The following is a 24,814-nucleotide window of genomic DNA, read 5'->3' on the forward strand; positions in this document are numbered from 1 at the left end:
GGGGTCAAATTTAGGCGAGGATCGAACATCACCATTTCCCTCCAGTTGCTGAGAAGCCTGCGTGCGGCGCACTCTGCGGCATGCCAGTGCCGGTCACGCTACTCCATTACGTCCGTTTCCCCGCCGCCTGCAGCAGGTCGCAGGCAGCGTTATTATCAGTAACCGCTTGCCGGTTTAACCCCGGCGATATTTAGCGCTTCTATACTGGCTTTTATTCGGCAGGCAGGTGAGATGCGACTGTTACTGTCGGAGCGTGTTGCTGCCTGATAAGAGAATGCGGCGTTAAACTCAGCACTATTCTTCCCGAATCTCAATCACCTCCTCCAGATAGTGATCCTCCAGCTCCCGCAGAAGACGATAGACCTGTGCGACGGCATTTAACGTTTCGCGTGGAACATAAGCCCCTTCGCGCGTGGTGCGCCACAGAGTGCGGGTCAGCCAGATAAAGCGGATCACCGGTCTCTTTTTACGCTGCGCCTCTTCAATTAATGCACGAGCCTCTTCATCGCAAGCCTTAAACAGCAGTCGCGGCAGCGGCGTTTCATCCGGGCGGTAATAGAGACCGACGGCAAAATGGGTGGGGTTGATCAGCAACACATCCGCCTCTTCCACATTAATCTCACGGGCAGGTACCGACTCTTCATTCAGGATCTCCTGCGCCACCTGACGGCGGTGGCCTTTCATATGCGGATCGCCTTCGCTCTGCTTGAACTCGTTTTTGATATCTTCATGACTCATACGCTGCTGTTTAAGGAAGAAGTAACGCTGAATACCAAAATCGAACAGGCTGATTATCAGCATCACCATCAGCACCCGACGTGACACCTTCATAAACAGCGCCATGACCCCCTGCCAGAAACCGTTGAGATCGCCAAGCGCCAGCTGAGCAAGGCCACCGAGGTCCGGCATGATCGCCTGCCATACCACCAGACCTATCACCACCGCTTTAAAGATGCTGGTCAAAAGCTGAGTAAACTGGCGGGCGGAAAACATATTCTTCAGGTGATTAAACGGGTTAAGCGTATCCAGTTTCGGTGCCAGCGCTTCGGTGGAGAAGAGTGGGCCGAACTGCACCCAGCCGCCCACCACCCGCAGCAGCATGGCAATGGCGCACGGGATGCCCACCAGCACCAGCATGACGGTGACACTATCACTGATCACTTCCTCCATGGCGTGATCGAATGGGTCGCGCAGACGCGTTAACGGCAGCAGCATCATCGCCTGCAATCGCTGCATCCCGCTGTCCACCAGAGCAAACAGGGTTTCAAGGATACCGATGGAGATAAGCAGCTTAGGGATATCCTGGCTCTGGCTGACCTGGCCTTTTTTGCGCGACTCGCTGAGTTTTTGCGGTGTGGCGTCTTCGGTTTTTTCGCTCATGGTGCGCTCCCGGCTGAAGAGGCAAATATCTGCGACAGGACAGGGATAAGATCCCGGAGTTCATACAACCGCGCATTACCCAGATGGTCCAGCAGCGGCAGATAGAGGATAAAGAACAGCATGCCGAGCAGGCATTTCAGCGGAATTGTCAGGGCGGTCGCCTGGAGCTGTGGGCTGTAGAGACTCATCACACCGATGGCAAAATCGAGCAGCAGCATCAGCGCCACCGGCGGCCCGGCGTAAAGCACCATATCGCTGAAGATTTTCGCCAACAGCGTAAGCCAGACGTGAAAGCCCGCCTCTGTGGGGAAAGGTATCCACTGGGTGGCGGACCACAGATGATAGCTGTCCCAGATAACCTGGGTGATGGTCGATAGTCCCAGCCCTGTGACCAGCAGCAATATCAGCACCTGCTGCATTAACTTCCCCAGCGGGGTCACGTCCGGTCCCAGCTGGGGGTTTATTTGCCCACCCATTAAGGCACCACGCTGGTTATCGAATAACGCGCCGACAGACTCATACAGCCAGAAAGGCATCGCCAGCAACAATCCGAGCAGGGTGCCTATCATCAGCTCTTTGAGTACCAGCCCGGCCAGCGTCATCATCGTCGGCTCCAGCGCATCGATTTGTTCTTTGATGCCCGGGGTGATAAACAGCGCCAGCGCCACAGCAATAGCGGTTCGCAGCAGCCCTTTTATGACGCTGAAAGAGAAGATTGGTGTCAGTAACAGGCAGGGAAAGATACGCGCCATGCCAAGTCCCAGCGCGAGGATGGCATGAAACGTATCGGTGAGGGGGTAACCTGTCAGCATCAGGAACGAACCGTTGACATCATCGCAAACGCAGCCTGCGCCAGCTCCATCAGCTCAATACCGACCCAGCGCCCGGTGAGCGCCAGCGTCAGGCCTACCGCAATAAGCTTGATGCAGAACGGCAGGGTCTGATCCTGCAACTGCATCGCGGCCTGCACCAGCGAAATGATCACCCCGGCGATCACGGCCACCAGCAGCGGCGGCGCGGAGAGGATAACCACCAGCAGTAACCCCTGGCGAAACAGCGTCAGAATATCCATGATGACCTCATAAATAGCTGTAGAACAGGCCGTCCAGCAGCCGCGTCCAGCCGCTGATGAGCACAAACAGCAGGATCTTCAGTGGCAGCGAAACGGTCATCGGTGACACCATCTGCATCCCGAGCGCCAGCAGGATATTCGAGACGATCAGGTCAACGACAATAAAAGGAATAAAGATCAGAAAGCCGATTTTGAAACCATTCTGCAGTTCCGACAGAACGAAGGCCGGGATAATGAGCAGCATATTGTCGGGGGTGACCGAAGCCGCCATTTTCTTTGGCCACATACGCTGAGCATTTTCCTGCAGATGGATGACGATGTCCGGATCGGTGTTTTTATGCATAAACATTTTCAGCGGTTCGATACCGTTCGTGGCGGTATAGTCGAGCCGCTCCATACTGCTGAAATCGACAGGGATCGCTTTCAGCCGCTCGGTCATATCGCTGAATACCGGCGCCATAATAAAAAGCGTTGCCGCCAGCGCAATGCCGTTGAGCGCCATCGTCGGCGGCACCTGCTGCACGCCCATCGCGTTGCGCGTCAATTGCAGCACCATTGTAATTTTCAAAAAGCTGGTACAGATAATGAGCATCATCGGCAGCAGTGCAAGCGCGCCGAGAAACAGCGCCAGCATAATCGGGTTGAGTGGCCCCATCTCCATCGGAATCACCTGTTCACATCCCCGACGCTCGCCACGCCCGGCAGCATATGGGTAATCTGCAACCCCAGACGCCCTTCGACATCGACCAGTTCGCCTTTTGCCAGCGGAAACTCGCCGTGACACAGCAGTGCTTCACCGGGCACGACGTTTTCGACCGTGACCGTCGAGCCGACATCAAGACGATTTAACTCACCCAGCGTCAGTCTGAGATGACCACAGCGCACGGTTAAGGCCAGCGGCAGCGCATCAAAAGGTGATGCCACAGGCACCGTTGTTTCAGTCAGGCCTTCATCCGGTTGGGGGGTATCGGCAGGCAGATTATCTTCGGGGGTCACATTCATGTAACTATTCTCCAGACGGGTAATAAGAAAACGGGCAGGATGCCCCTCCCCGAACAGCAATTCGCCCTCAAGGTGCAATTGCGCAAGGCGAAGCTCGCCGCGACCAGTCGGGAAAAAATACGAGGTAGCAGGGAAAATCACATCGCCGGGGCGAAGTGTGCGTAACTGCGAGGGGGCAAACGACACTGCACCCATGTCTATCGGCAGCGATAACGGCAGGGCGCTGCAAAGCGGTGCAGGAAGCGGAGCCCAGCCAGGCTGGTTTAACAACGTCGCAAGTGTGGCGGGCGCAAGATATAACTGACTTTGCGCCTGCGCCTCCCCCAGCGTGACGCTAATCGCAAGCCACATCCCCTCAACCGGTGCGCAGAGCGCGTCCTGCGGCGTCAGGTCGCCAAACAGCGCGCGCAGTGCCGGGCTGAGATGCTGGTTAAAGAGCGGCCAGTACCAGTCAGCGCACGCCCCGGGTTCTGGCAGCAGCGGGCAGGTGGAAAACAGACTGAGCAGCGCTTCGCTCTCTGCCAGAGATAACCCTCCCGCCTTGCAGGAGAAGCTCTGCGTCGGTGGCCGCTCGCCGGGCGTGGCGAGCCGCAGCTGAAGCTCACCCGCTTCGCCCGCAAGCGCAAAAGGATAGCCAAGGCCGTGGCCGATACGCTGCCGCAGGCTGGCTTCTTCGCGCGGCAGCGTGCGCAGGGACAAGGGTTTCATTCCCTGCCTCCGCGCTGCTCAAAGCGCAGGCGCACCGCGCAGGCCATCCGGCGGCGCAGGGACTCACGGCAGCGCTCCTGGTGGGCCGCCATCATCGTCATGGCAGGTGGCGCAAAACGCAGGCTGATATCCCAGCCCGCGGCAAAAGGACTCAGGCGGGCATCCACTTCGCCTAAAAGGGGCAGCAGTAGCGTCATCGATATCGGACCAGCAGGCTCCTTTTCCACCATGGCACACAGGGGGGGCTCCAGTTGTTGCCAGGCTCTGACCGGAGAGGCGGCAGGCGCAGGATCATGGGGTAACTGTGACCCAAAAGAGGGGGAGCCTTCCCACGGGGTGATAAGCGGTTGCGTCGGTTCGCTGGGGGTGAGCAGCAGCGCATCAAACAGCGAACACTCTTCGCGAAACGGCTCGGCACGGGATTTACGCTCGGACGCTGCGGCATCTGAATGTCCGGTCTGCTGCGAACGGCGCTGCACCTCCGGGCGTGCCGGCGGCGCTGGATGATTTTGCGGAGGGTGGGGTAAGGCTGTCATCGTAATGCCTCGCTGTGCGCCATCAGATATTCCAGTTTTTCCACATCACGCAGACGCGCCTGTGTTTGCTGCTGTGCGTGCTGTACCTGTTGTTGTTGCATGACCTGCTGTGCGCGGCACTGTTGCAGCTGATTACGCTGCCCACTCACCGCGTCGCTGGCCTGACGCTCCCGGGTCAATCCTCCAATTAGTCGCTCCTGTTTTTGCAGCCCCGACTGGTGGTGTCCGGCAAAGCTATCGCGCAGCTGCTGATAATGTTGTTGTGCGACTTCAAGCTGTTGTTCCGTTTCGGCAGACTGACGTTGTGTTTCGCACAGAGCCTGCTCCGCTTGCCGTTGCAAACGTTCGCTGCGGCGTAAGCGCTGGCGGCGAATCGGCAGCAGCAGAGAGAAGGCCTGCTGCAATTCAGTGCTGCTCTCTTCAGTCGTGATGTCGTGATCAGGTAACGGATGACGGCGCATGCTGGCTTACCTCCGCTAAGTGGTGCAGTGTGTCGTCATACCCGCAGGGCGCGTGCATCGCCTGTTGCAGATAGCCATTGATCGCCTCCTGAGCCGATACCGCCGCATCGGTCATGGCATCGTGCCCCGGCTGGTATTCCCCCAGGCGGATCAACATCTCTACCTGCTGCCAGGCGGACATCATGCGGCGCAGCTGCGTGGCGTCGCGGATATGCTCGCGAGTCGCGACGTTGCTCATGGTACGGCTCAGACTTGCCAGCACATCAATAGCCGGGTAGTGACCGCGCTCCGCCAGACGACGGGTCAGCACAATGTGGCCATCAATCAGGGATCTCACTTCATCCGCGACCGGATCGTTCATTGAATCGGCTTCAATCAGCACGGAATAGAGGGCGGTAATAGACCCGCGTGAGGTCTGTCCTGCACGCTCCAGCAAGGTGGGCAATAAGGTATAAACCGAAGGCGGCAGCCCGCCACGACCCGGCGGTTCGCCCAGCGCGAGACCGATTTCACGCTGGGCGCGGGCAAAGCGAGTCAGGGAGTCGAGGATCAACAGCACGCTCTTGCCCTTATCGCGCCAGGCTTCAGCGATGGCCGTGGCGGTAAAAGCGGCCCTGGCGCGTTCCATACTGCTGCGATCGGAGGTGGCGCAGATGAGTACCGTACGGCTGCGCAGCGCCTCATCCAGCTCGTGGTCAAGAAACTCGCGCAATTCGCGCCCACGCTCGCCAATCAAACCAAAGACAATGACATCACAGGGCGTATTACGGGCAATCTCCGCCAGCAGGGTGGTTTTCCCGCAGCCCGCGCCGGCGAAGATCCCCACCCGCTGTCCCACGCCGAGGGTCAGCGGACCATCAATGGCGCGAATGCCGGTCGGCAGCGGCGTATCGATGCGCGGACGATCGGTGGGTGCCGGGGCATCGCCCAGTACGCCTGCCGCATCATCCACCGTACTGGGCAGGGCGAACGCGCCAGGCTGGCCTGAATCCAGTGGGCGGCCGAAGCCGTCAAGTACGCTGCCGAGCAGGGCGTCCGACACCACAATACTGTGCGGCAGGCACAGCGGAACCACGCGCGCGCCCCGGGCTATGCCGTCGAGTTGGCCAAGGGCGGAGAGCAGCGTGTGCTGCGGGTTAAAGCCGACCACCTCTGCCAGCACGCTTTGCCCGTCATCCCGGGCGATCTGGCAGAGATCGCCAATCCGCGCCTGGGGCAGGCTGCTTTCGAGCAATATCCCGCTGATCCCGGTAATGCGGCCAAAACTTTCGACCGGCGAAAAGCTGGTCAGCCGCCGCCGCTGCTGTTGATACCACTGCTCCAGCGCCATCGTCATTACCAGCTCACCTTAATGTTATCGCGCCCGTTAAACTCGATCTGGTTACTGGTAATCGCCACCAGCCGCAGGTTGTCGACTTCATCGCCGATAAACAGACGCTGCCCATCATCAGTGACGATATTGGCGCGACTACCGGTGGTGATTTGCACAATGCGAAACGGCAGCCTGACCTTCAGCAGCCTGACCTGGTTATCCAGCGGGAGGTCGCTGGTGTACGTTGCGTTAAAGCGCTCCAGCATTCGTTTAAAGATTTGCATCTTTGGCTTACTGAGGCGGCCTGTAAGACGCAACCGCTGGTTATGCATGTCCACTTTCACGAGGCTCGCCAGATCGCGTTCGCGCAACATTTTCTCTAACGGCGCCTGCAATGCTGCGGGGGTGCTCAGTGGCCGGGAGGAGGTGATCTGAGTCTGGGCAACGGTGGGCTGCAAAACCCAGCTCGTTACCGTCAGGGTGAGCAGCAGCATCAGGCTCCAGGTCAGCGTACGGATGCTGCGGGTGAGTATCCCTTTACGGGCGGCGGCAGGGGGAACGGCCTCAGTCGGCGTTTCAGCCGCTTCTTCTGGCTTAGCTGGGGTGGCAGGCGGCATACAGGCGGCCCACGGCGTGTCGATACGCGCAACGCAGAGCCAGACGTCAGCGACCTGAAAAGGTTCCTCAATGTTAATGCCACAGGCTTCCCCGCCCTCCGGTTGCACCAGCCACTGTGTCTCCTCCCGGCGCAGCTCGCACTGGCGGGCAGCAACGCGGGCATCACTAAGCATAAGATCGGCCTCATCAGCGCTGCCAATCAGCCATTTATCGCCGAAGAGGGGTAACGCGGCGCCTAAATGCAGGCCAGACAGCACGCGCAGTTCGAACATGATTAACTCTCCCACGTGGTAAGCGAGTAAGCGGCTGGATCAGGCTCTATACGCCCCAGCACATTTACTGCGAGATTAGGTTGCAGCTCTGCAAACGAGAGCACCGGCACATAGTGGAACTCTTCCTGGATAAGCCCGCGCAGCGGGCTGCGCAGATCCTGGGCGACCAGCAGCACGGCGCTTTCCGGGGTGTCAGCCGGGAATGCGTTGGCGATGACCGGAAGAATGGCGCTGATCTGCTCATGGGTTAGCGCAAAGAAGAGATCGTTTTGCGTCTGACGAAGCGAGTCACGCAACTGTTCTTCCAGTTCCGGTGTCAGCAGCCAGACATGCAGGCCGTCCGGACGGGCATACTGGTAACAAAGATGGTTTTTTAACGAGATGCGCACCTGGTCGGTCAGCAGCCCGATGTCACGCTCATGCTGCCCATGCTCGATCAGCGCTTCGGCAATGGCCCGAACCGATCGCAGCGGAATACGTTCTGACACCAGTTTTTGCAGGACGCTGGAGAAGCGTGAGAGGGGCATCACGCGCTGCAACTCCTGCGACAGCTCCGGCTGCTCTGATTCCAGCCAGCTCACCAGCGCGCGGGTTTCCTGCAGACCAATAAAATGCGGGCTGCTGGCGTGAATCGCGTTCTCCATGCGCTTGACCAGGAGTTCGCGCGCGGTCCAGCGCTCGACCTCTTCGTTTTGCAGCAGCGGATGATCCGCCGGCAGCCAGATAAGATCGTTTTCCTGACGCCGCGCATCGCCCTCTGCCACGCTTTCCCTGTCAGCGGACGCGATCTCGTCCAGCCAGCGGCGTTTCACCGCCCGGTGCGACACGTTAAATGTGCCTTTTACTTTCGGGATTTCATAAACCGAGAAGCGAAACTCATCTTCCGTCTGCTGGTCGAGAAACTCGATATCGAACGCGGGCAGGGTAAAGCCGAAGTGGTAAACGATACGGTTACGCAGGCGGCGAATATCCTGCACCAGCTCCAGCATCTCCGTATGGCCGCGCCATGAGGAGGAGAAATTGATCAGATAAGGCCGTGTCGGGTTAAACTGACGTAAATCCTCCTTGCCGTTCAGCTCAGGGGGAATGACCTCATTTTCCATTTGTGGCTGCGCAAGGCTCAGGGTCTTCCTGACGCGCCAGATCTGAAAACCGCCGCTAATCATCGTCAGCGCGGCCAGCAGTAAAAAAATTGCCGTTGGCATACCCGGCAGCAGGGCAAAGCCCACCATACCCATGGAGGAGAGCAGCCAGGCTTTCGGCTGGCTGGTTAACTGCTCGGCAATCTCGCGGCCGATATTATTATTGACCGTCTGTTCATCGTCGGACGAGACGCGGGTAATCAGCATCCCGGCGGTCAGCGAGATCAGCAGCGCAGGGATCTGCGCAATCAGTCCGTCACCGATGGTCAGAATCGAGTAGATATGCATCGCTTCGCCGGCCGGCATGCCCAGCTGCAGCACGCCAATACTGATGCCGCCAATCAGGTTAATCACGACAATCACCAGCCCGGCGATGGCGTCACCTTTAACAAACTTCATCGCGCCATCCATCGCCCCGAATAACTGACTCTCTTTTGCCAGTTCATTACGCCGGTTTCTGGCCTGTACCCCATCAATCAGTCCGGCGCGCAGATCGCTGTCGATGGACATCTGCTTACCGGGCATCGCATCAAGGGTAAAACGCGCGGCCACTTCGGCTACCCTTTCGGAACCTTTGGTAATGACCAGGAAGTTCACCACAGTCAGGATCAGGAACATCACCATCCCAACTGCAAGGTTGCCGCCCACCACAAAATTACCGAAAGCCGCCACCACATGGCCCGCATCCTGCTGAATTAAGATCTGGCGGGTGGTGGAGATTGAGAGTGCCAGACGGAACATGGTGGTGAGCAGCAGCACGGCGGGAAAGGTCGAGAACGCCAGCGGCTTTGGCAGATACATGGCCAGCACGACCAGCAAAGATGACAGGCAGATATTTACCGCTATCAGCGCATCAATTAATGGCAGCGGTAACGGAATAATAAGCATGAACACCAGCGCCATGGCAAAAGCCGCACCGACCACTTCGGAGCGTTGCATGGCGCTGATAGCGATGCGATTCAGTATCTGAAACAGGGTATTCATCTTTGTTGCCTCACGACGCAGCGTTCCGGTTGCGGCGTTGCTGTTGCTGCTCAGTTTTGGTGACGTCCGTAATCATGCCGCGCAGCAGTTTTAACGCGTTGTCGCGGTTTTCCTGGGCGGGCCACAGCGAGGCAGGCACGCTGTGAAGGAGCGGAAAAAGCGAACTAAAAAAGAGCGGCAGATGCTGCCTGTTCTGGCCGACAATATCGTCCGCCAGCCCCGTAAAATCACTCTGATAAGCGCCGTTATGGCTGATTTGCAACATCCGGCGCGCCAGAGTCAGGCTGTTCATGGCAACACCGGGCAATTTGCTGCGCATACGCTGCAAAAAAGTCGTGCTGTCGCTTAGCGTCTGGCTTATCCCGGCAGCATCGCGCAGTCCGCGGTGGATACGTCCGAGAGTCATGACGCTGATTGAGGGGGCAAGCGCGGCGATATCATCCGCCAGCGCGCGCTGCATAGTACGCAGCGTCGGTATCAGATGACGTGAGCCGATCAGCTCCAGTAGCATATCCAGCATCCTTGTTGCGGACTGCTGGTGGACGATGCCGTCGTAATAGAGGTTGCGCAACGACTGTTTACGCTGCGGATCGCAGGTGTACCCGGCGATGGCTGACGCCGTGTTGTTGCCTGCACGAATGGCCTGGCCGTGAGTCTGCTGTAGCTTATTCAGCTGGGTTCCGGCCAGCCCGGCCAGTTCTCCGTCGCCTTCATCCTGTGCCTGTTCGCCGAGCATACGCAGTAACAGGGCGGTACGTGCCGGATCGCCGCCGGTCTTTTCAAGGAGTGTGTCGCTATCCGGTGGCGGATTCTGGCGCAGGACGCTGCGCAGCCACGCCATCTGCTCCAGCGTTTGCTGTTCATCGCCGCCATCGAGCAGGGAAAATAGCGCATTCAGCTCACCGACTTTGCCGAGTGCCTGTCTGCCACGCTGCGGGTTACGTGATGCGTTACGGCGGTTCTGCGCCTTTTGCCTGCGCTCCATCTTTTCACTGAACGTGGCACCAATTTCTTCCATCGCGTCATTCAGTGACGATTCCCGCGCGCGGACATTATCCGGCAGGTCGTTTTTACCTGCTGCCTGTGGCGTATTTTTATGCAGAGCTTTTAGCGAGTGCGCCAGCGCCGGTATCGCATGTTGTATTTTGAGCATCGCCAGCCATCCTCAGTGGTTATTACTCTCTTTCTGTGTCAAAGCACGCCTGTCGGTTCCGAAAAAAGCAGTAAAAAAAAGGGCGAATAATTTCGCCAGGAAATCAGTGCAATTTTTTGCATTATTCAGCGATAAGGAAAGGTAAAAACTGTCTCAGATAATTCTGTATTAAGAATTAATTGTTTTCATAAACAGTGGGTTATTTGCTGAGCGGCGGATGGCATATCTCTTGCTATGTCAGGCAATCAATAGCCACTACTCAGAGAGATAAGAAAATGATTAATTCAACGCTCGTATCCGCTGTCGCAGAGTCACCCTTATCAATTAACGTAAACTGGGATGAGATCTTCATTACGCATAATAAGAAGCTGTTAAATTTCATTCGAAAACGTATTGCCAGCCATGAAGATGCTGATGACATCCTGCAAATGACCTGTCTGGAAGTGTTGTCTAACTGCCATAAGTTTCGCGGCGCATCCCGTCCGGAAACCTGGGTGTTTGGCATCGCAGTTAATTTAATTCGCAACTATTACAAGTCGAAACAGATGCACTATCTGTTTGATAACCTTAATGATGAGGTTGTCGCCGATCTGATGCTGGATAACGATCCCAGCGATCTGACGGAAAACAGGCAATTACTGAGTCATACGCTGGCCTCCCTGGAAATTTTGCCGAAAGACGTCAGGGTTATGCTGTCTATCCTTGTGGAGGAGGAGGGCAGCTATCAGGATATCGCTCAGCATTTAGCCATCCCGGTCGGCACCGTGCGTTCCCGACTCTCACGCGCGCGGGAAACATTGAAAGGGAGAATTTACGCATGAACCTGGGCTTACGATAAATGGCAATTTAACTGCTAAGCTTATCAGCTCGTTAATATTTAGCGGGTTATGACTATTATGCCGTCGGGACGTTATTCTCTGCGGCATGATAAATTCGTGGAGGGAATAATGCTTTTACAGGGTGTATCTGGTCAGAATGAAAATCACGAAATTAATATCACCGGCTTATCAAATATTGCCTTAAACAAAATTCATGATGCGATATATTTGATAGACAGCCAGCTGCATATCAAATATGTCAACGATAAAGCCTGCCAGTTGACGGGATATTCCCGTGAGGCATTTTCGCAACTTAGCTTTGACATCATAGATAAAGAACTGCGCGACAATGATGTTTTTGCCCTGTGGTGGAAACTGAGTACCCGCCCTGAAGGGATACAATTCACTTCACATCATACCGGTCGGCATGACGTTTTTCCCGTAGAGGTGAGTTGTAGCGGATATCACCAGGATGATGAGCTGCATATCTTATGCATTGTGCGTGATATGCATGAAATTCGTAGGCAAAAAGAGCAGCAGCAACTGCGGGAAAAACAGCTGCATCAGGTAGTGGAAAATTCTCCCGACCTCATTTTACGTTTTGATTTGCAGACCCGTTGCCTCTATGCCAACCTGGCGGTCCGCAGCTGGTTTAATCTTAGCGAAAACGATATCAGTCGGATGCCGCTGACCGAAAGCGTGCAGCGCGGGGGGATTGGACTGAGCCTGTTTAAGCTGGTCTCACGCACGATGGTTGATGAGAAAGTGGCCGAAGATGAGCTGGTGGTAAAGCATCAGGGTGATAAACGCACCCTGCATGTGCGCTGCGTGCCGGAATATGATTTACAGGGCGAGCTGGTTAGCGTGCTGGCGGTTGGGCGCGATATCACCGCAATCCGCAAGACCGAAGAGGAGTTGCGGCAGTTAACTCATAATCTGGAGCGGGCGCGGGAAGCGGAAAAAAAACAGCTTGCGCGTGATATTCATGACGAGCTGGGGCAGCATTTAACCGCGCTGCGCACCGGATTGTCGCTGCTGGCGATGCGTAAAGATCAGTCTGGCAAAGCGCAGCAGGCAAAAATCCAGCAGCTGATGGTGCATCTGGACAGCACGATTCAGGTGGTGCGCGATGTTTCGACGCGCCTGCGGCCTAATGTTCTCAATCTTGGGTTAATTCCGGCGCTGGAATGGTTGCGCGATCAGTTTATAAAAGACAATGGTATCCGCTGCATTTTGCTGGCACCTGATGAACACACCGTGGTGCTGGATGAGGCGACGCTGACGGCGGCCTTTCGCGTGGTACAGGAGTCCCTCACCAATGTCATCCGCCATGCCAGAGCCAGCAATGTGTATATCTTCGTCAAACTCAAGCCGGATGCGCTGCTCATCGAAGTGGTCGATAACGGTAAAGGGTTTCATCTGAATCGTGTGAAGAAAGGGACGTGTGGGCTGCACGGCATCAGGGAGCGAGGACGCATGCTAAATGGAGAAGCGACCATCGATAGCACGCCCGGAAAAGGGACCCGGGTTAAACTGAAGTTCCCCCTCTCTGTAAGCGTTAAATCAGAAGCATCCAGTCCGAAAACCGGGAGTATTAACCCATGAGTAAATGCATACGTCTGATGATTGCCGACGATCATGCCATTATGCGCGAGGGCCTGAAGCAAATTTTTGCTCTTGATGACAATATCGACGTGGTATGCGAAGCATCGGATAGCGGCCAGGTGCTGGAGCGTCTGCGTCAGCACGAAGTCGATCTGCTGCTGCTGGATATCTCGATGCCTGGCATGAGCGGAGAAGATCTGATTACCCGCCTGATGCCTCTCTATCCTGGGCTGCACATTCTGGTATTGAGTATGTACAACGAACCGCAGATTACCCGGCGGGTGTTAAATAATGGCGCGCTGGGCTATATCACCAAAGACAAAGCACCTGATGTTTTACTCAACGCGATTCGTACCGTGGCGCAGGGATCACGCTATATCGATCACGATCTGGCACAGGAGATTATTTTCTCTGACTACCAGAGCAATAATCGTGCGCCTCATGAGAGCCTGACGATGCGCGAACGGCAAATCATGATCATGCTGGCCCACGGGGAGTCGATTAATGCGATAGCCGATGCGCTCTCCATCAGCAATAAAACCGTCAGCACCTATAAGTCACGCATGATGAAGCGAATGAAATTTACCAATAATGCCCATATTGTGAAATATTCCCTGCAGCATAACCTGGTGCAATAACATGCTGAAGGCACCGTCTGATACGCCTGGGGCGGGGTCGATCTGAGCCTGTTTTGAAGCTCGGCTGGTGGAGAGGACGTCTCCGCATGAATTTTACGCCCGACCGCACAATAAAAAATCCACGCAGTTGCGTGGATTTTAAAGATTTTTGCATCTTCATGAGATTCAGTAAAACCTCATATGGCATCAACCCAATCAGACGTTAAACAGGAAGTTCATCACATCGCCATCTTTCACGATGTACTCTTTACCTTCTGAACGCATCTTGCCGGCTTCTTTCGCGCCTTGCTCGCCTTTGTAGGCGATAAAGTCTTCAAACGCGATAGTCTGGGCGCGGATAAAGCCTTTCTCGAAGTCGGTATGGATTTTACCGGCTGCCTGTGGGGCAGTGGCGCCAACCGGGATGGTCCAGGCACGCACTTCTTTCACGCCAGCGGTGAAGTAGGTCTGCAGGTTCAGTAGCGAGTAACCGGCGCGGATAACGCGGTTCAGGCCCGGTTCTTCCAGTCCCAGCTCCGCCATGAACTCTTCACGCTCTTCATCTTCCAGTTCGGCAATGTCCGACTCAACGGCGGCGCACACCGGCACGACGACTGAACCTTCTGCTTCGGCGATAGCACGCACCTGATCCAGGTACGGGTTATTCTCGAAACCATCTTCATTGACGTTAGCAATGTACATGGTCGGCTTCAGGGTCAGGAAGCTCAGATAGCGGATGGCCGCTTTGTCGTCAGCATCCAGATCCAGTGAACGCAGCATGCCCGCTTCAGAAAGATGCGGCAGGCACTTCTCCAGCGCAGCCAGCTCGGCTTTGGCATCTTTGTCGCCACCTTTGGCTTTCTTCTGCACACGCTGAATCGCACGCTCACAGGTTTCCAGATCGGACAGCGCCAGCTCGGTGTTGATCACGTCAATATCTTCCGCCGGGTTTACTTTACCCGCAACGTGGATGATGTTGTCGTTTTCAAAGCAGCGCACCACGTGGCCGATCGCTTCGGTTTCGCGAATGTTGGTCAGGAACTGGTTGCCCAGGCCTTCACCTTTGGACGCGCCTTTTACCAGGCCCGCGATATCGACGAATTCCATGGTAGTCGGCACCACGCGCTGTGGCTTAACAATCTCAGAAAGCTGGTCCAGACGCAGGTCAGGCATGGGTACCACGCCGGTGTTTGGCTCAATGGTACAGAAGGGGAAGTTAGCCGCTTCGATGCCCGCTTTAGTCAGCGCGTTAAACAGAGTGGATTTACCGACGTTCGGCAGGCCCACGATACCGCATTTGAATCCCATGGTTTGATACCCTTTATAACTGGATGGACAGCACGCCATAAGGCGGACTGTCGGAGACGAATGGAAAAATTTCGCGCATTATACACGGAATCACGATGATTCGGGCGTTTAAGCAGGCCTGAAGGCGTGCAGCCGGTTCATTGCCTTGATGCGATCCTCTTTCAGCCACAGTTCGGTGCAGCGCGCCGCCTCATCAATGGCCTCATCAATCAGCTTCTGCTCGCTAGCGGGCGGCTTGCCCAGCACAAATCCGGTCACCTTGTTGCGATCGCCGGGATGCCCGATACCGATGCGCAGCCGATGAAAATTATTGTTGTTGCCCAGCTTGCTGATGATGTCTTTCAGCCCGTTATGGCCGCCATGGCCGCCGCCCTGCTTGAACTTTGCCACACCGGGCGGCAAATCGAGTTCATCATGCGCCACCAGAATCTCTTCTGGCGCGATGCGATAAAAGGTCGCCATTGCCGCCACCGCTTTACCACTCAGGTTCATAAAGGTGGTCGGCACCAGCAGGCGCACATCCTCGCCGGCTATCGCCAGGCGGGCGGTATAGCCATAGAATTTGCCTTCCTCTTTCAGTGACTGATTGTGGCGCTCAGCCAGCAGATCCAGATACCAGGCACCCGCATTGTGGCGTGTGGCGGCATATTCAGCGCCCGGATTGGCCAGTCCCACAATCAGTTTAATGCTGCTCACAATGATTATCCTGCTGTTATCGCGAAAGGGCGTTAGTTTACTTCGCCACAGGCGAGATGACAAAGCACAAGCAGCGAAATGGTTCAGAACCGTGATTAATCATTTTTCATCTGAATCAACAGGCTGCATTCAGGGCCAGGTCATTCTTTATGACTGATGTGTGATCCAGTCCGCAACGTGGACCTCAGCCATTGCCTAAACTTATGACACTTAACATTGTGTGCGGTTATTAACTCATATGGATGGAGGTGCAGCATGAAACATCAACACTGCCGCGTAGCGGGTAACAGCTTGATGGTACTGGGATTAGTCACAATGGTGCTGGGTGTTGGGTTTTCAATTATTAACCAGCTGCCGACACTCGATTTGCCACAGTTTCTGGCGCAGGGCGCGATTCTGAGCATCTTTATTGGCGCACTGATGTGGCTGGTGGGCGCGCGTATCAGTGGCCGTGAAAAAGTTGAGGATCGTTATTACTGGCTGCGTCACTATGACAAGCGCTGCCGCCGGTCACACCACTCTCACCACTAACTGAAAGCTGCCGGGACCGGATGCTGCGCAGTGCAGTTCCGGCCACTGGCTTTCGCGTGATAGAGCGCCGCATCTGCCATCGCCAGTAAACTCACAAAATCCTGCTGGCTGTGCGTGACCGTGGCAAAGCCAATACTGACCGAATAAGCTATTTCATTGGGTTGCGATGCACAGACCGCCAGCCGGATCGCCTCACACCACGCCTCTGCATCCCGTGCTCCTGCCGGAATGATGGCCGCAAATTCTTCTCCGCCCAGTCGTGCAAAACGCCCCTCAGCCGGTATCAATCCTCTGACTATTTCGCAAAAGTGAATCAAAATCTGGTCGCCCTGATGATGACCATATCGATCGTTGATGCTTTTAAAATGATCGAGGTCGAACAGTATTGCGCTGAACGGCCGGTTCTGACGGCGGCAGCGCGCCACAATTTTCTCTGCTTCAGCAAATAGGGCGCGGCGATTCCAGACGCTGGTCAGCGGATCGTGCAGGGAAGAGTATTTTAACGCTATCTGCATCCGCTCATTTACCATGGCCAGAATGGTAAACGTCAGGCCGATGACAAACAGAATGGATTCCAGAATCACGTAAACCGAGAAGTCCGATCCGCCAATGGCGCCAGGCAGCGTGCTGGGAATAGCGCTGTCCAGAAACAGGCGCACCAGATGAAACAGCAGGTGGATCCACAACAGCAGCTGGGCAGGCCAGAAAGTGGCTTTCAGCGTGTCACGCGCCTGCCAGACCAGCTGGATCAGTGCGGCGGTATAGGCGACGCAGGCGATGCACAATACCAGTACCCGTTTGGGTAAGCTGTAATAAAACGCCGGAAAGCAGCAGAGGAGTGCCCAGAGCAGGGCACCCAGTAACCAGTGTGTGCCGATGGGTTTACCGCAGAAGCGCCGGAACGCATTTAATAATCCGCCATAAGCGAGCATCACTAACACATTGCCCACCGCAACCGGCAGGAAATGCAGGCCGCTGCTGCGCAGGCTGCTTAAGAATACGGCAATCAGGGTGAAAACCAGTGACAGACAGGTGAAGCCAAGAACGCGGTCATAGTGCGACCCCACCCAGGCAAACACCATAATGATGCTCAGAAACCCCAGCACGTAGAGCTCGCAGACAAATAATGTGTAGATATCGAGGCTCATGATGGCTGAATTCAGATGAGAAATGCGCAGCAAATTACCACTTAATACTGGAGGGTAGAAGCGGGGGAACACCGCGTTTTAGTAAAAAAGTGGGTGGCGTTGAAAACAGGAGATTAAAAGGAAATTTATCGGGGAAAAGGCAGAAAAAGAAGCGGGTTAATCCGGAAGGCAGAGATAAAAAAACCGGGCACAGGGCCCGGTTCCGCGAAGATTAATGCTCGAACATCGCCGAGATAGATTCTTCGTTACTGATGCGGCGAATCGCTTCGGCCAGCATGCCAGATAAGGTCAGCGTGCGCACATTCGGCAGTGACTTAATCTCGTCTGAAAGCGGGATGGTATCGCAGACGATGACCTGGTCGAGTACAGATTTACGCAGGTTTTCAACCGCATTGCCGGAGAAGATCGGATGCGTCGCGTAAGCAAACACGCGCTTGGCACCACGCTCTTTCAGCGCTTCAGCCGCTTTGCACAGCGTGCCGCCGGTGTCGATCATATCGTCGACCAGCACGCAGTCGCGGCCAGCAACGTCACCAATGATGTGCATTACCTGAGAAACGTTCGCGCGAGGGCGGCGTTTATCGATGATAGCCATATCGGTGTCGTTCAGCAGTTTAGCGATAGCACGGGCACGTACTACGCCACCAATATCGGGAGAAACCACAATCGGGTTTTCCAGACCGATCTGCATCATATCTTCCAGCAGGATCGGGCTGCCAAATACGTTATCAACCGGGACGTCGAAGAAGCCCTGGATCTGCTCGGCGTGCAGATCAACCGTAAGAACACGGTCAACACCGACGCTGGAAAGGAAGTCTGCCACTACTTTAGCGGTAATAGGTACACGCGCGGAACGCACGCGGCGGTCCTGACGGGCATAACCAAAGTAGGGGATGACTGCGGTAATACGACCAGCAGAAGCACGACGCAGCGCGTCGACCATCACAACCAGTTCCATCAGATTATCGTTGGTGGGAGCACAGGTGGACTGGATGATGAAAATATCACCACCGCGTACATTTTCATTAATCTGTACGCTCACTTCACCATCACTGAAACGGCCTACAGCGGCGTCTCCCAGGCTGGTGTAAAGGCGATTGGCAATACGTTGTGCTAGTTCCGGGGTGGCGTTACCAGCAAATAGCTTCATATCAGGCACGAGAAGAACCTCAGGCTTTGCGTCCAGAGAATGAACGGCATGACTGTAACCGGCGCGTACGGTCATAGACGTTCACACGGGTGTGTTAATGCGAAACGCGCAGTGTCCGGAACGGGGTGACACTGTCACGCATTCGCTAATCGCCTCGCAGGGTACGCTGTAGCGGTGAGACGTTAACGCCCCGGGCTACAAATCCGCGTACCCCATTCGGGGCAAGCTCCAGCACCTGGCGGGCGGCGGACTCGGTGTCAAATTCAGCAAACACACAAGCGCCTGTGCCAGTCAGGCGTGACGGCGCGTATTCTAGCAGCCAGGAAACAAGCGCATCAACCTCACGAAAACGTTTTCTTACCACTGCTTCACAATCATTGGTGAAGGGTAAGGCTAAAAGCGTCGATAAACTGCGCGATGGCGTATCCCGCGTCAGCCCGGGGTCGTTGAATACCACGGGCGTGCTGATATTCACTCCGGGATGGGCGACAAGATACCACTTTTCTTCCGGCGCTGCGGGCTGAAGTTGTTCACCCACGCCCTCTGCAAAGGCCGCAAAGCCGTGCACAAAGACCGGTACATCCGCGCCCAGCTTCACGCCGATTGTCGCCAGCTCATCCGGTGTGAAGCCGGTTTGCCACAGATGATTCAGCGCCACCAGCACGGTCGCCGCATCAGAAGAGCCGCCACCGATGCCGCCGCCCATGGGCAGCCTTTTCTCGATAGCAATCTGCGCACCCGCGCGTGCGGGCAGGCGATGGTTATCCTGTGCCGCCTGTTTCAGCATGTTCGCGGCCCGCACAATCAGGTTGTCCGCATCCGCGACGCCCGGCACCGGCGTTAACAGCTGAATAGAATCGCTGTGATCGACGCTAATCTGCAATTCATCACCGTAATCGAGAAACTGAAACAGCGTCTGCAGGTTGTGATAGCCGTCAGGACGACGGCCAGTAATGTAGAGAAAAAGATTCAGTTTTGCCGGAGCAGGCCAGTGGGTGATCATTGAACGGTCCAGCCGTCCATACGCAGTTTAATCCGCTGGTCACCCTCTTTCAGCTCCAGGCTGGACGGCAGCGGCGGGGTAACCTTGCTGTCGTAGCCCGCAATCGAAACCTGCCAGTTCTGACCGTCGCGGCTGTAGTTGAGACTGCTCAGCTGATAGCTATCGTTAAGTTTATAATCCGTGGCATCGCCTGGCAGACCCATCATCCACTGACGCAGATTGGCCAGCGGAATGTTCATGCCGGTCAGCTGCGAGATCATTTTCTGCGCATCGTTACTGACGTAGCGCTTGCCTTTGTTATCGACGATCTGCACCACCGAGCCTTGCGCATCAAGCTGCAGTTCAGTGCTGCCGAGCGGATTGGTCAGCAGCAGGCGATAGCGATCGGGTGCGGTCTGCTGCCAGTTGAAGCGGGCGTAGACTTTCTGCTTGTCAGAGAGGTAGGCAAAGGCGCCGCGGGTCTGGTAGTGCGTGACCTTTGAGACCGCCTGCTGATGCTGTTGCCACTGTGGCGCGGTAACGCTGGGGCCGGGACCTTGCGGTTTGTTGACGCTACAGGCCGCCAGCAGCACGCTGGCAAGGGGCAAAAGGCGCAACAGATTGCGTGGTGAATTAAGCATCAAGTGGTCATCTCCTCGGACACATTTATTATTCGTAACGGATAACGCTAACCGTCCCGGTTTTAACCGTCAATGCTGTTATGCAGCAAATTGAGCACGAACAGGTTAATCTTATTACAGTCATAGCCTTTGTATGGCTTTTCTTGATCTGCCGCATCTTGTAGAATGCGCCTCACAAAACCCTGACATTATTGGGACATCCCAACCAAAACCGCCATGACGCTGCTCGCTCTCGGAATCAACCACAAGACTGCCCCCATTGCTCTGCGCGAACGCGTTTCGTTCGGGCCGGAGACGCTTGAGCAGGCGCTGAACAGCCTGTTATCACAGCCAATGGTGCAGAGCGGCGTGGTGTTGTCCACCTGTAACCGGACGGAACTCTACCTCAGTGTAGAGCAGCAGGCCGATTTACAGGCGCGTCTGGTGAGCTGGTTATGCAATTATCATCAGCTGGATGAAGAGGATGTGCGCAACAGCCTCTACTGGCATCAGGATAACGAGGCGGTCAGTCACCTCATGCGCGTCGCCAGCGGACTCGATTCACTGGTGCTGGGCGAACCGCAAATACTCGGTCAGGTAAAAAAAGCGTTTGCCGACTCCTCACGCGGTCATGCGCTGAGCAGTGAACTGGAACGCATGTTCCAGAAAACCTTCTCTGTCGCCAAACGCGTACGCACGGAAACCGATATCGGTGCCAATGCGGTGTCAGTGGCGTTTGCCGCCTGTACGCTGGCCCGTCAAATCTTCGAATCTCTCTCTTCCGTTAATGTGTTGCTGGTTGGCGCGGGTGAAACCATTGAGCTGGTGGCACGTCATCTGCGTGAACATCAGGTGAAAAATCTGATCATCGCGAACCGTACCCGCGAGCGTGCCGAAGCGCTGGCGTCGGAAGTCGGCGCGGAAGTGATCACGCTGGCGGAGATCGATGCCCGTCTGGCCGAAGCCGACATCATAATTTCCTCAACCTCCAGTCCGCTGCCGATTATTGGCAAAGGGATGATGGAGCGCGCCCTGAAAGCGCGCCGCAACAAACCCATGCTGCTGGTGGATATTGCCGTACCGCGTGACGTAGAGCCGGAAGTCGGCGATCTGCCTAACGCCTATCTCTACAGCGTGGATGACCTGCAGGCGATCATCGAGCAGAACCTGGCGCAGCGCAAAGCGGCCGCGGTTCAGGCCGAAAGCATCGTCGTTCAGGAAAGCAGCGAATTCATGGCGTGGCTGCGTTCACAGGGTGCGGTGAATACCATCCGTGAATATCGTTCTCAGGCGGAGGATATCCGTGCTGAGCTGGAAGGCCGTGCGCTGCAGGCGCTGCAGCAGGGTGCCGATCCGCAGAAAGTCATGCAGGAACTGGCGCACAAGCTGACCAACCGTTTAATACATGCGCCAACCAAATCACTTCAGCAGGCCGCCCGCGATGGCGATAATGAACGCCTGCAGATTTTACGCGACAGCCTGGGTCTCGATTAGGCACACCGCTGTCGCCACCTGTTTACGGGAATCCCACATTTAAATGAAAACCTCTATAGTTGCCAAACTGGAAGCCCTGCAGGAGCGCCACGAAGAAGTGGAAGCCATGCTGGGTGATGCTGGCGTGATCGCCGATCAGGAGCGTTTCCGTGCGCTGTCACGTGAATATGCTCAACTGACCGATGTGACCCGTTGCTTCCGCGACTGGCAGCAGGTTCAGGACGATATCGAAACGGCGCAGCAGATGCTCGACGATCCTGAAATGCGCGATATGGCGCAGGAAGAGTTGCAGGAAGCGCGTGAGAAGAGTGACGTGCTGGAGCAGCAGTTGCAGGTGTTGTTACTGCCGAAAGATCCCGACGATGAGCGCGCCTGTTTTATCGAGGTGCGCGCCGGAACGGGCGGCGATGAAGCCGCGATCTTCGCCGGCGATCTCTTCCGCATGTACAGCCGCTATGCCGAAGCGCGTCGCTGGCGTGTGGAAATCATCAGCGCCAACGAAGGCGAGCATGGCGGTTACAAAGAAGTGATTGCCCGCGTCACCGGCGACGGTGCCTATGGCCGCCTGAAATTTGAGTCAGGCGGACATCGTGTGCAGCGTGTGCCGGAGACCGAATCCCAGGGCCGTATTCATACCTCAGCCTGTACCGTAGCCGTGATGCCGGAAATTCCGGAAGCGGAACTGCCGGAAATCAACGCTGGTGACCTGAAGATCGATACCTTCCGCTCATCCGGCGCAGGCGGTCAGCACGTTAACACCACCGACTCCGCGATCCGTATTACCCACCTGCCAACCGGCATCGTAGTGGAGTGTCAGGACGAACGTTCTCAGCATAAAAACAAAGCCAAAGCGCTGGCGGTGCTGGGTTCCCGTATTCACGCGGCAGAGATGGCCCGCCGTCACGCTGCCGAAGCCAGTACCCGCCGCAACCTGCTGGGCAGCGGCGATCGTTCTGACCGTAACCGTACCTATAACTTCCCGCAGGGCCGCGTGACTGACCACCGCATCAACCTGACAATCTACCGTCTGGACGAAGTAATGGAAGGCAAACTCGACAGCCTGATTGAGCCAATTGTGCAGGAGTACCAGGCGGATCAGCTGGCAGCGCTGGCTGGTCAGGATTAATGGATATTCGTCACTGGCTGAAACAGGCTGTCGCCACGCTGTGCGGGGGTGACAGTCCTAAGCGTGACGCAGAGATCCTGTTAGGTTTCGTGACCGGCAAATCGCGCAGCTGGTTAATTGCCTTCGATGAAACGGTGCTCAGCGATGCCCAACTCGCACAGCTGGACAGCCTGCTGGCACGGCGTGCACGGGGTGAACCGGTGGCGCATCTGGTGGGCGAACGCGAGTTCTGGTCGCTGCCGTTACGTGTCAGTGACGCCACGCTGATCCCGCGCCCGGATACCGAACTGCTGGTTGAGCAGGCGCTGGCGCATCTGCCCGCGACGCCCTCGACCATTCTGGATATGGGCACCGGCACCGGGGCGATTGCGCTGGCGCTGGCCAGCGAGCGGCCCGACTGTCAGGTGACCGGCGTGGATCGCATTGAAGCCGCTGTTGAGCTGGCGAGCAGCAATGCAGCACAGCTCAACCTCCCTAATACCACCTTTCTGCTCAGTCACTGGTTCCAGGCGCTGACGCCGCAGCGCTTTACGCTCATCGTCAGCAATCCACCCTATATTGATGCCAGCGATACGCATCTGGAGCAGGGCGACGTGCGTTTTGAACCGCGCAGCGCGCTGGTGGCGGATGAAGCGGGACTGGCCGATCTGCGCACGCTCATCGGGCAGGCGCCCGCGTGGCTGCTGCCGGGTGGCTGGCTGCTGCTGGAACATGGCTGGCAGCAGGGTGAGGCGGTGGCCACGCTGATGCGGAATAATGGCTATCACGCCGTTGAAACCGTCGCCGATTACGGCGGTAATCCGCGTGTGACGCTGGGTCAGTTCCCTTCATAAAAGCGCTTTGAAAAGGATTCATGATGTTTGCTTTTTATCCCCTGATTAAAAATCTGCATATCTTAACGGTCGTGCTGACCGTGACGCTGTTTCTGCTGCGGTTTTACTGGCTGCGCCGTGGTTCGGCGATGATGACAAAACGCTGGGTCCGCATTCTGCCGCACGTTAACGATACCCTGTTACTGCTGACCGGGGTCTTGCTGGTGGTGATTACCCACTTCTATCCCTTCACGCCACAAGGAAGCTGGCTGACGGAGAAGCTTTTAGCGGTTATCATCTACATCGCCTTAGGATTTGTGGCATTGAGTCGCCGTCCACGCACTGATCGCACCCGCTGGATCGCTTTTCTGGTGGCGTTAATCGCCCTGGTGACCATCATTACGCTGGCGCTGACCAAAATGCCGTTATGGGGATAGCATGACCTCGACCGAACAATTAGATTTCAGCCAGACACCGCTGTGTGAAGCGGTGATTGGTGCCACGCTTGCCATCCGCGCCGATTTCCCGGCGGTGTCGGTGGAAGCGCAGCTTGCGGCGTTAGTCGCCGAAGCGCGCGACTATGTCAGCGACATCGAAGATGCTGACATGCAGCTGGAAAAGCTGCTGGAACTGTTTTATCGCCAGTGGGGATTTGGCGGTGCCAGCGGCGTCTACAATCTTTCTGATGCGCTCTGGATCGACAATGTATTAAAGACCCGTCAGGGCACCGCCGTGTCACTGGGCGTGATTCTGCTGCATATCGCCGCCGAGCTGGAACTGCCGCTGATGCCGGTGATCTTTCCGACGCAGCTGATTCTGCGCGCCGACTGGATTGATGGCGATAAGTGGATGATCAACCCATTCAATGGTGAAACCCTTGACCGGCATACGCTGGAAGTGTGGCTGAAAGGCAATATCAGCCCTACCGCGCGTCTGTATGACGATGATCTTGATGAAGCCAAAACCGTCACCGTGATGCGCAAGATGCTCGACACGCTGAAAGCAGCGTTGATGGAAGAGAAGAAGATGGAGCTGGCGCTGAATGTCAGTCAGGTGCTGTTGCGTATCGATCCGGATGATCCTTATGAAATCCGCGATCGCGGTTTAATCTACGCGCAGCTGGAGTGCGAACATATCGCCCTGAGTGATTTAAACTATTTCGTTGAGCAGTGTCCTGAAGATCCGGTCAGCGAAATGATCAAAGTTCAGATTCACGCAATCGAACAAAAACAGGTCACGCTGCACTAAGCGGACCCACTGAAAAGGA

26 protein-coding genes are annotated in these 24,814 nt (G+C 56.1%); 9 read left to right on the top strand and 17 right to left on the bottom strand.

Translation table 11 applies throughout. The annotated features are described in order from the left end of the window. Positions 1-294: 294 nt before the first annotated feature. The 11 genes from sctU to sctW are packed head-to-tail and all read right to left on the bottom strand — an operon-like array spanning position 295 to position 10,640. Positions 295-1,380, bottom strand: a complete 1,086-nt coding sequence (sctU, locus tag N1689_RS04040; protein ID WP_260058008.1) for a type III secretion system export apparatus subunit SctU — start codon at positions 1,378-1,380, stop codon at positions 295-297. Further along, positions 1,377-2,192, bottom strand: coding sequence for a type III secretion system export apparatus subunit SctT (gene sctT, locus N1689_RS04045; RefSeq protein WP_260058010.1), 816 nt, complete (start codon positions 2,190-2,192; stop codon positions 1,377-1,379). Before sctT ends, sctU begins: the two co-directional genes overlap by 4 nt. After that, entirely contained in the window at positions 2,192-2,452 is a 261-nt protein-coding gene (gene sctS, locus N1689_RS04050) for a type III secretion system export apparatus subunit SctS (protein WP_260058012.1), read from the bottom strand. Before sctS ends, sctT begins: the two co-directional genes overlap by 1 nt. 7 nt (positions 2,453-2,459) lie before the next feature. Next, complete coding sequence (sctR, locus tag N1689_RS04055; RefSeq protein WP_260058014.1) at positions 2,460-3,113, bottom strand: type III secretion system export apparatus subunit SctR; 654 nt, start codon at positions 3,111-3,113, stop codon at positions 2,460-2,462. Positions 3,114-3,118: 5 nt separating this feature from the next. Continuing rightward, a complete protein-coding gene (locus tag N1689_RS04060) occupies positions 3,119-4,162 on the bottom strand; it encodes a FliM/FliN family flagellar motor switch protein (protein WP_260058016.1) in 1,044 nt (347 codons plus the stop codon). Next, positions 4,159-4,698, bottom strand: coding sequence for a type III secretion system HrpP C-terminal domain-containing protein (locus N1689_RS04065; RefSeq protein ID WP_260058018.1), 540 nt, complete (start codon positions 4,696-4,698; stop codon positions 4,159-4,161). Before N1689_RS04065 ends, N1689_RS04060 begins: the two co-directional genes overlap by 4 nt. After that, entirely contained in the window at positions 4,695-5,159 is a 465-nt protein-coding gene (locus tag N1689_RS04070; RefSeq protein WP_260058019.1) for a type III secretion protein, read from the bottom strand. The genes N1689_RS04065 and N1689_RS04070 overlap by 4 nt, the downstream gene beginning before the upstream one ends. Next, the gene (sctN, locus tag N1689_RS04075; protein WP_311202144.1) at positions 5,137-6,495 is read right to left on the bottom strand and encodes a type III secretion system ATPase SctN; all 1,359 of its coding nucleotides are present in this window, start codon (positions 6,493-6,495) and stop codon (positions 5,137-5,139) included. The genes N1689_RS04070 and sctN overlap by 23 nt, the downstream gene beginning before the upstream one ends. Next, positions 6,495-7,361, bottom strand: a complete 867-nt coding sequence (locus N1689_RS04080) for an FHA domain-containing protein (protein ID WP_260058021.1) — start codon at positions 7,359-7,361, stop codon at positions 6,495-6,497. The genes sctN and N1689_RS04080 overlap by 1 nt, the downstream gene beginning before the upstream one ends. A gap of 2 nt (positions 7,362-7,363) precedes the next feature. Next, positions 7,364-9,487 (bottom strand): type III secretion system export apparatus subunit SctV, encoded by a 2,124-nt coding sequence (gene sctV / locus N1689_RS04085; RefSeq protein ID WP_260058023.1) that lies wholly within the window; start codon positions 9,485-9,487, stop codon positions 7,364-7,366. 10 nt (positions 9,488-9,497) lie between these two features. Then, the gene (gene sctW / locus N1689_RS04090) at positions 9,498-10,640 is read right to left on the bottom strand and encodes a type III secretion system gatekeeper subunit SctW (protein WP_260058025.1); all 1,143 of its coding nucleotides are present in this window, start codon (positions 10,638-10,640) and stop codon (positions 9,498-9,500) included. A 275-nt stretch (positions 10,641-10,915) separates the two neighbouring features. Between sctW and N1689_RS04095 the strand changes: the two genes are divergently transcribed. The 3 genes from N1689_RS04095 to N1689_RS04105 all read left to right on the top strand — a co-directional run bounded on the left by N1689_RS04095 (position 10,916) and on the right by N1689_RS04105 (position 13,701). Next, positions 10,916-11,461, top strand: a complete 546-nt coding sequence (locus N1689_RS04095; RefSeq protein WP_260058026.1) for an RNA polymerase sigma factor — start codon at positions 10,916-10,918, stop codon at positions 11,459-11,461. A gap of 126 nt (positions 11,462-11,587) precedes the next feature. Further along, on the top strand, positions 11,588-13,063 hold the full coding sequence (locus N1689_RS04100) for a PAS domain S-box protein (RefSeq protein WP_260058027.1): 1,476 nt from the start codon (positions 11,588-11,590) through the stop codon (positions 13,061-13,063). Then, positions 13,060-13,701: a response regulator transcription factor gene (locus N1689_RS04105; protein ID WP_260058028.1), complete on the top strand. Its 642-nt coding sequence runs from the start codon at positions 13,060-13,062 to the stop codon at positions 13,699-13,701. Before N1689_RS04100 ends, N1689_RS04105 begins: the two co-directional genes overlap by 4 nt. Before the next feature lie 195 nt (positions 13,702-13,896). Here N1689_RS04105 and ychF read toward each other — a convergent pair whose 3' ends face one another. Both ychF and pth read right to left on the bottom strand, forming a co-directional pair. Continuing rightward, positions 13,897-14,988, bottom strand: a complete 1,092-nt coding sequence (ychF, locus tag N1689_RS04110; RefSeq protein ID WP_161735574.1) for a redox-regulated ATPase YchF — start codon at positions 14,986-14,988, stop codon at positions 13,897-13,899. A gap of 108 nt (positions 14,989-15,096) precedes the next feature. Beyond that, complete coding sequence (pth, locus tag N1689_RS04115; protein ID WP_161735576.1) at positions 15,097-15,684, bottom strand: aminoacyl-tRNA hydrolase; 588 nt, start codon at positions 15,682-15,684, stop codon at positions 15,097-15,099. 255 nt (positions 15,685-15,939) lie between these two features. Between pth and ychH the strand changes: the two genes are divergently transcribed. After that, on the top strand, positions 15,940-16,215 hold the full coding sequence (gene ychH / locus N1689_RS04120; protein WP_260058031.1) for a stress-induced protein YchH: 276 nt from the start codon (positions 15,940-15,942) through the stop codon (positions 16,213-16,215). Here ychH and N1689_RS04125 read toward each other — a convergent pair. From N1689_RS04125 to lolB, 4 genes are all read right to left on the bottom strand, one after another. Then, positions 16,212-17,363 (bottom strand): GGDEF domain-containing protein, encoded by a 1,152-nt coding sequence (locus tag N1689_RS04125; protein WP_161735580.1) that lies wholly within the window; start codon positions 17,361-17,363, stop codon positions 16,212-16,214. The two genes, ychH and N1689_RS04125, sit on opposite strands and share 4 nt — an antisense overlap. A 211-nt stretch (positions 17,364-17,574) precedes the next feature. After that, positions 17,575-18,522, bottom strand: a complete 948-nt coding sequence (gene prs / locus N1689_RS04130) for a ribose-phosphate diphosphokinase (RefSeq protein WP_003850825.1) — start codon at positions 18,520-18,522, stop codon at positions 17,575-17,577. A gap of 136 nt (positions 18,523-18,658) precedes the next feature. Further along, entirely contained in the window at positions 18,659-19,516 is an 858-nt protein-coding gene (gene ispE / locus N1689_RS04135) for a 4-(cytidine 5'-diphospho)-2-C-methyl-D-erythritol kinase (protein WP_222924135.1), read from the bottom strand. Continuing rightward, the gene (lolB, locus tag N1689_RS04140; RefSeq protein ID WP_033782873.1) at positions 19,513-20,136 is read right to left on the bottom strand and encodes a lipoprotein insertase outer membrane protein LolB; all 624 of its coding nucleotides are present in this window, start codon (positions 20,134-20,136) and stop codon (positions 19,513-19,515) included. The genes ispE and lolB overlap by 4 nt, the downstream gene beginning before the upstream one ends. A 216-nt stretch (positions 20,137-20,352) precedes the next feature. Between lolB and hemA the strand changes: the two genes are divergently transcribed. The 5 genes from hemA to sirB1 are packed head-to-tail and all read left to right on the top strand — an operon-like array spanning position 20,353 to position 24,795. Beyond that, positions 20,353-21,609, top strand: a complete 1,257-nt coding sequence (hemA, locus tag N1689_RS04145) for a glutamyl-tRNA reductase (RefSeq protein WP_013357619.1) — start codon at positions 20,353-20,355, stop codon at positions 21,607-21,609. Between the two features lie 43 nt (positions 21,610-21,652). After that, positions 21,653-22,735: a peptide chain release factor 1 gene (prfA, locus tag N1689_RS04150; RefSeq protein ID WP_161735582.1), complete on the top strand. Its 1,083-nt coding sequence runs from the start codon at positions 21,653-21,655 to the stop codon at positions 22,733-22,735. Beyond that, positions 22,735-23,568 (top strand): peptide chain release factor N(5)-glutamine methyltransferase, encoded by an 834-nt coding sequence (prmC, locus tag N1689_RS04155; RefSeq protein ID WP_260058036.1) that lies wholly within the window; start codon positions 22,735-22,737, stop codon positions 23,566-23,568. Before prfA ends, prmC begins: the two co-directional genes overlap by 1 nt. Positions 23,569-23,591: 23 nt before the next feature. Continuing rightward, entirely contained in the window at positions 23,592-23,984 is a 393-nt protein-coding gene (locus tag N1689_RS04160) for a SirB2 family protein (protein WP_161735626.1), read from the top strand. Between the two features lies 1 nt (position 23,985). Continuing rightward, the gene (gene sirB1, locus N1689_RS04165) at positions 23,986-24,795 is read left to right on the top strand and encodes an invasion regulator SirB1 (RefSeq protein WP_161735585.1); all 810 of its coding nucleotides are present in this window, start codon (positions 23,986-23,988) and stop codon (positions 24,793-24,795) included. Positions 24,796-24,814 lie beyond the last annotated feature (19 nt).

The sequence above is a fragment of the Pantoea sp. XY16 genome (assembly GCF_025153065.1).
Taxonomy (GTDB): Bacteria; Pseudomonadota; Gammaproteobacteria; order Enterobacterales; family Enterobacteriaceae; genus Pantoea; species Pantoea alfalfae.

Bases quoted from the DNA above. Each gene is read 5' to 3' on its own strand.
- N1689_RS04080 (WP_260058021.1), bottom strand. From the start codon at position 7,361: ATGTTCGAACTGCGCGTGCTGTCTGGCCTGCATTTAGGCGCCGCGTTA.
- lolB (WP_033782873.1), bottom strand. From the start codon at position 20,136: ATGCTTAATTCACCACGCAATCTGTTGCGCCTTTTGCCCCTTGCCAGC.
- sctV (WP_260058023.1), bottom strand. From the start codon at position 9,487: ATGAATACCCTGTTTCAGATACTGAATCGCATCGCTATCAGCGCCATG.
- sctW (WP_260058025.1), bottom strand. From the start codon at position 10,640: ATGCTCAAAATACAACATGCGATACCGGCGCTGGCGCACTCGCTAAAA.
- N1689_RS04065 (WP_260058018.1), bottom strand. From the start codon at position 4,698: ATGACAGCCTTACCCCACCCTCCGCAAAATCATCCAGCGCCGCCGGCA.
- sirB1 (WP_161735585.1), top strand. From the start codon at position 23,986: ATGACCTCGACCGAACAATTAGATTTCAGCCAGACACCGCTGTGTGAA.
- N1689_RS04125 (WP_161735580.1), bottom strand. From the start codon at position 17,363: ATGAGCCTCGATATCTACACATTATTTGTCTGCGAGCTCTACGTGCTG.
- hemA (WP_013357619.1), top strand. From the start codon at position 20,353: ATGACGCTGCTCGCTCTCGGAATCAACCACAAGACTGCCCCCATTGCT.
- N1689_RS04070 (WP_260058019.1), bottom strand. From the start codon at position 5,159: ATGCGCCGTCATCCGTTACCTGATCACGACATCACGACTGAAGAGAGC.
- sctT (WP_260058010.1), bottom strand. From the start codon at position 2,192: ATGCTGACAGGTTACCCCCTCACCGATACGTTTCATGCCATCCTCGCG.
- ychH (WP_260058031.1), top strand. From the start codon at position 15,940: ATGAAACATCAACACTGCCGCGTAGCGGGTAACAGCTTGATGGTACTG.
- ispE (WP_222924135.1), bottom strand. From the start codon at position 19,516: ATGATCACCCACTGGCCTGCTCCGGCAAAACTGAATCTTTTTCTCTAC.
- sctU (WP_260058008.1), bottom strand. From the start codon at position 1,380: ATGAGCGAAAAAACCGAAGACGCCACACCGCAAAAACTCAGCGAGTCG.
- N1689_RS04160 (WP_161735626.1), top strand. From the start codon at position 23,592: ATGTTTGCTTTTTATCCCCTGATTAAAAATCTGCATATCTTAACGGTC.
- N1689_RS04095 (WP_260058026.1), top strand. From the start codon at position 10,916: ATGATTAATTCAACGCTCGTATCCGCTGTCGCAGAGTCACCCTTATCA.
- N1689_RS04105 (WP_260058028.1), top strand. From the start codon at position 13,060: ATGAGTAAATGCATACGTCTGATGATTGCCGACGATCATGCCATTATG.
- ychF (WP_161735574.1), bottom strand. From the start codon at position 14,988: ATGGGATTCAAATGCGGTATCGTGGGCCTGCCGAACGTCGGTAAATCC.
- sctS (WP_260058012.1), bottom strand. From the start codon at position 2,452: ATGGATATTCTGACGCTGTTTCGCCAGGGGTTACTGCTGGTGGTTATC.
- sctR (WP_260058014.1), bottom strand. From the start codon at position 3,113: ATGGAGATGGGGCCACTCAACCCGATTATGCTGGCGCTGTTTCTCGGC.
- prfA (WP_161735582.1), top strand. From the start codon at position 21,653: ATGAAAACCTCTATAGTTGCCAAACTGGAAGCCCTGCAGGAGCGCCAC.
- sctN (WP_311202144.1), bottom strand. From the start codon at position 6,495: ATGACGATGGCGCTGGAGCAGTGGTATCAACAGCAGCGGCGGCGGCTG.
- prmC (WP_260058036.1), top strand. From the start codon at position 22,735: ATGGATATTCGTCACTGGCTGAAACAGGCTGTCGCCACGCTGTGCGGG.
- N1689_RS04060 (WP_260058016.1), bottom strand. From the start codon at position 4,162: ATGAAACCCTTGTCCCTGCGCACGCTGCCGCGCGAAGAAGCCAGCCTG.
- N1689_RS04100 (WP_260058027.1), top strand. From the start codon at position 11,588: ATGCTTTTACAGGGTGTATCTGGTCAGAATGAAAATCACGAAATTAAT.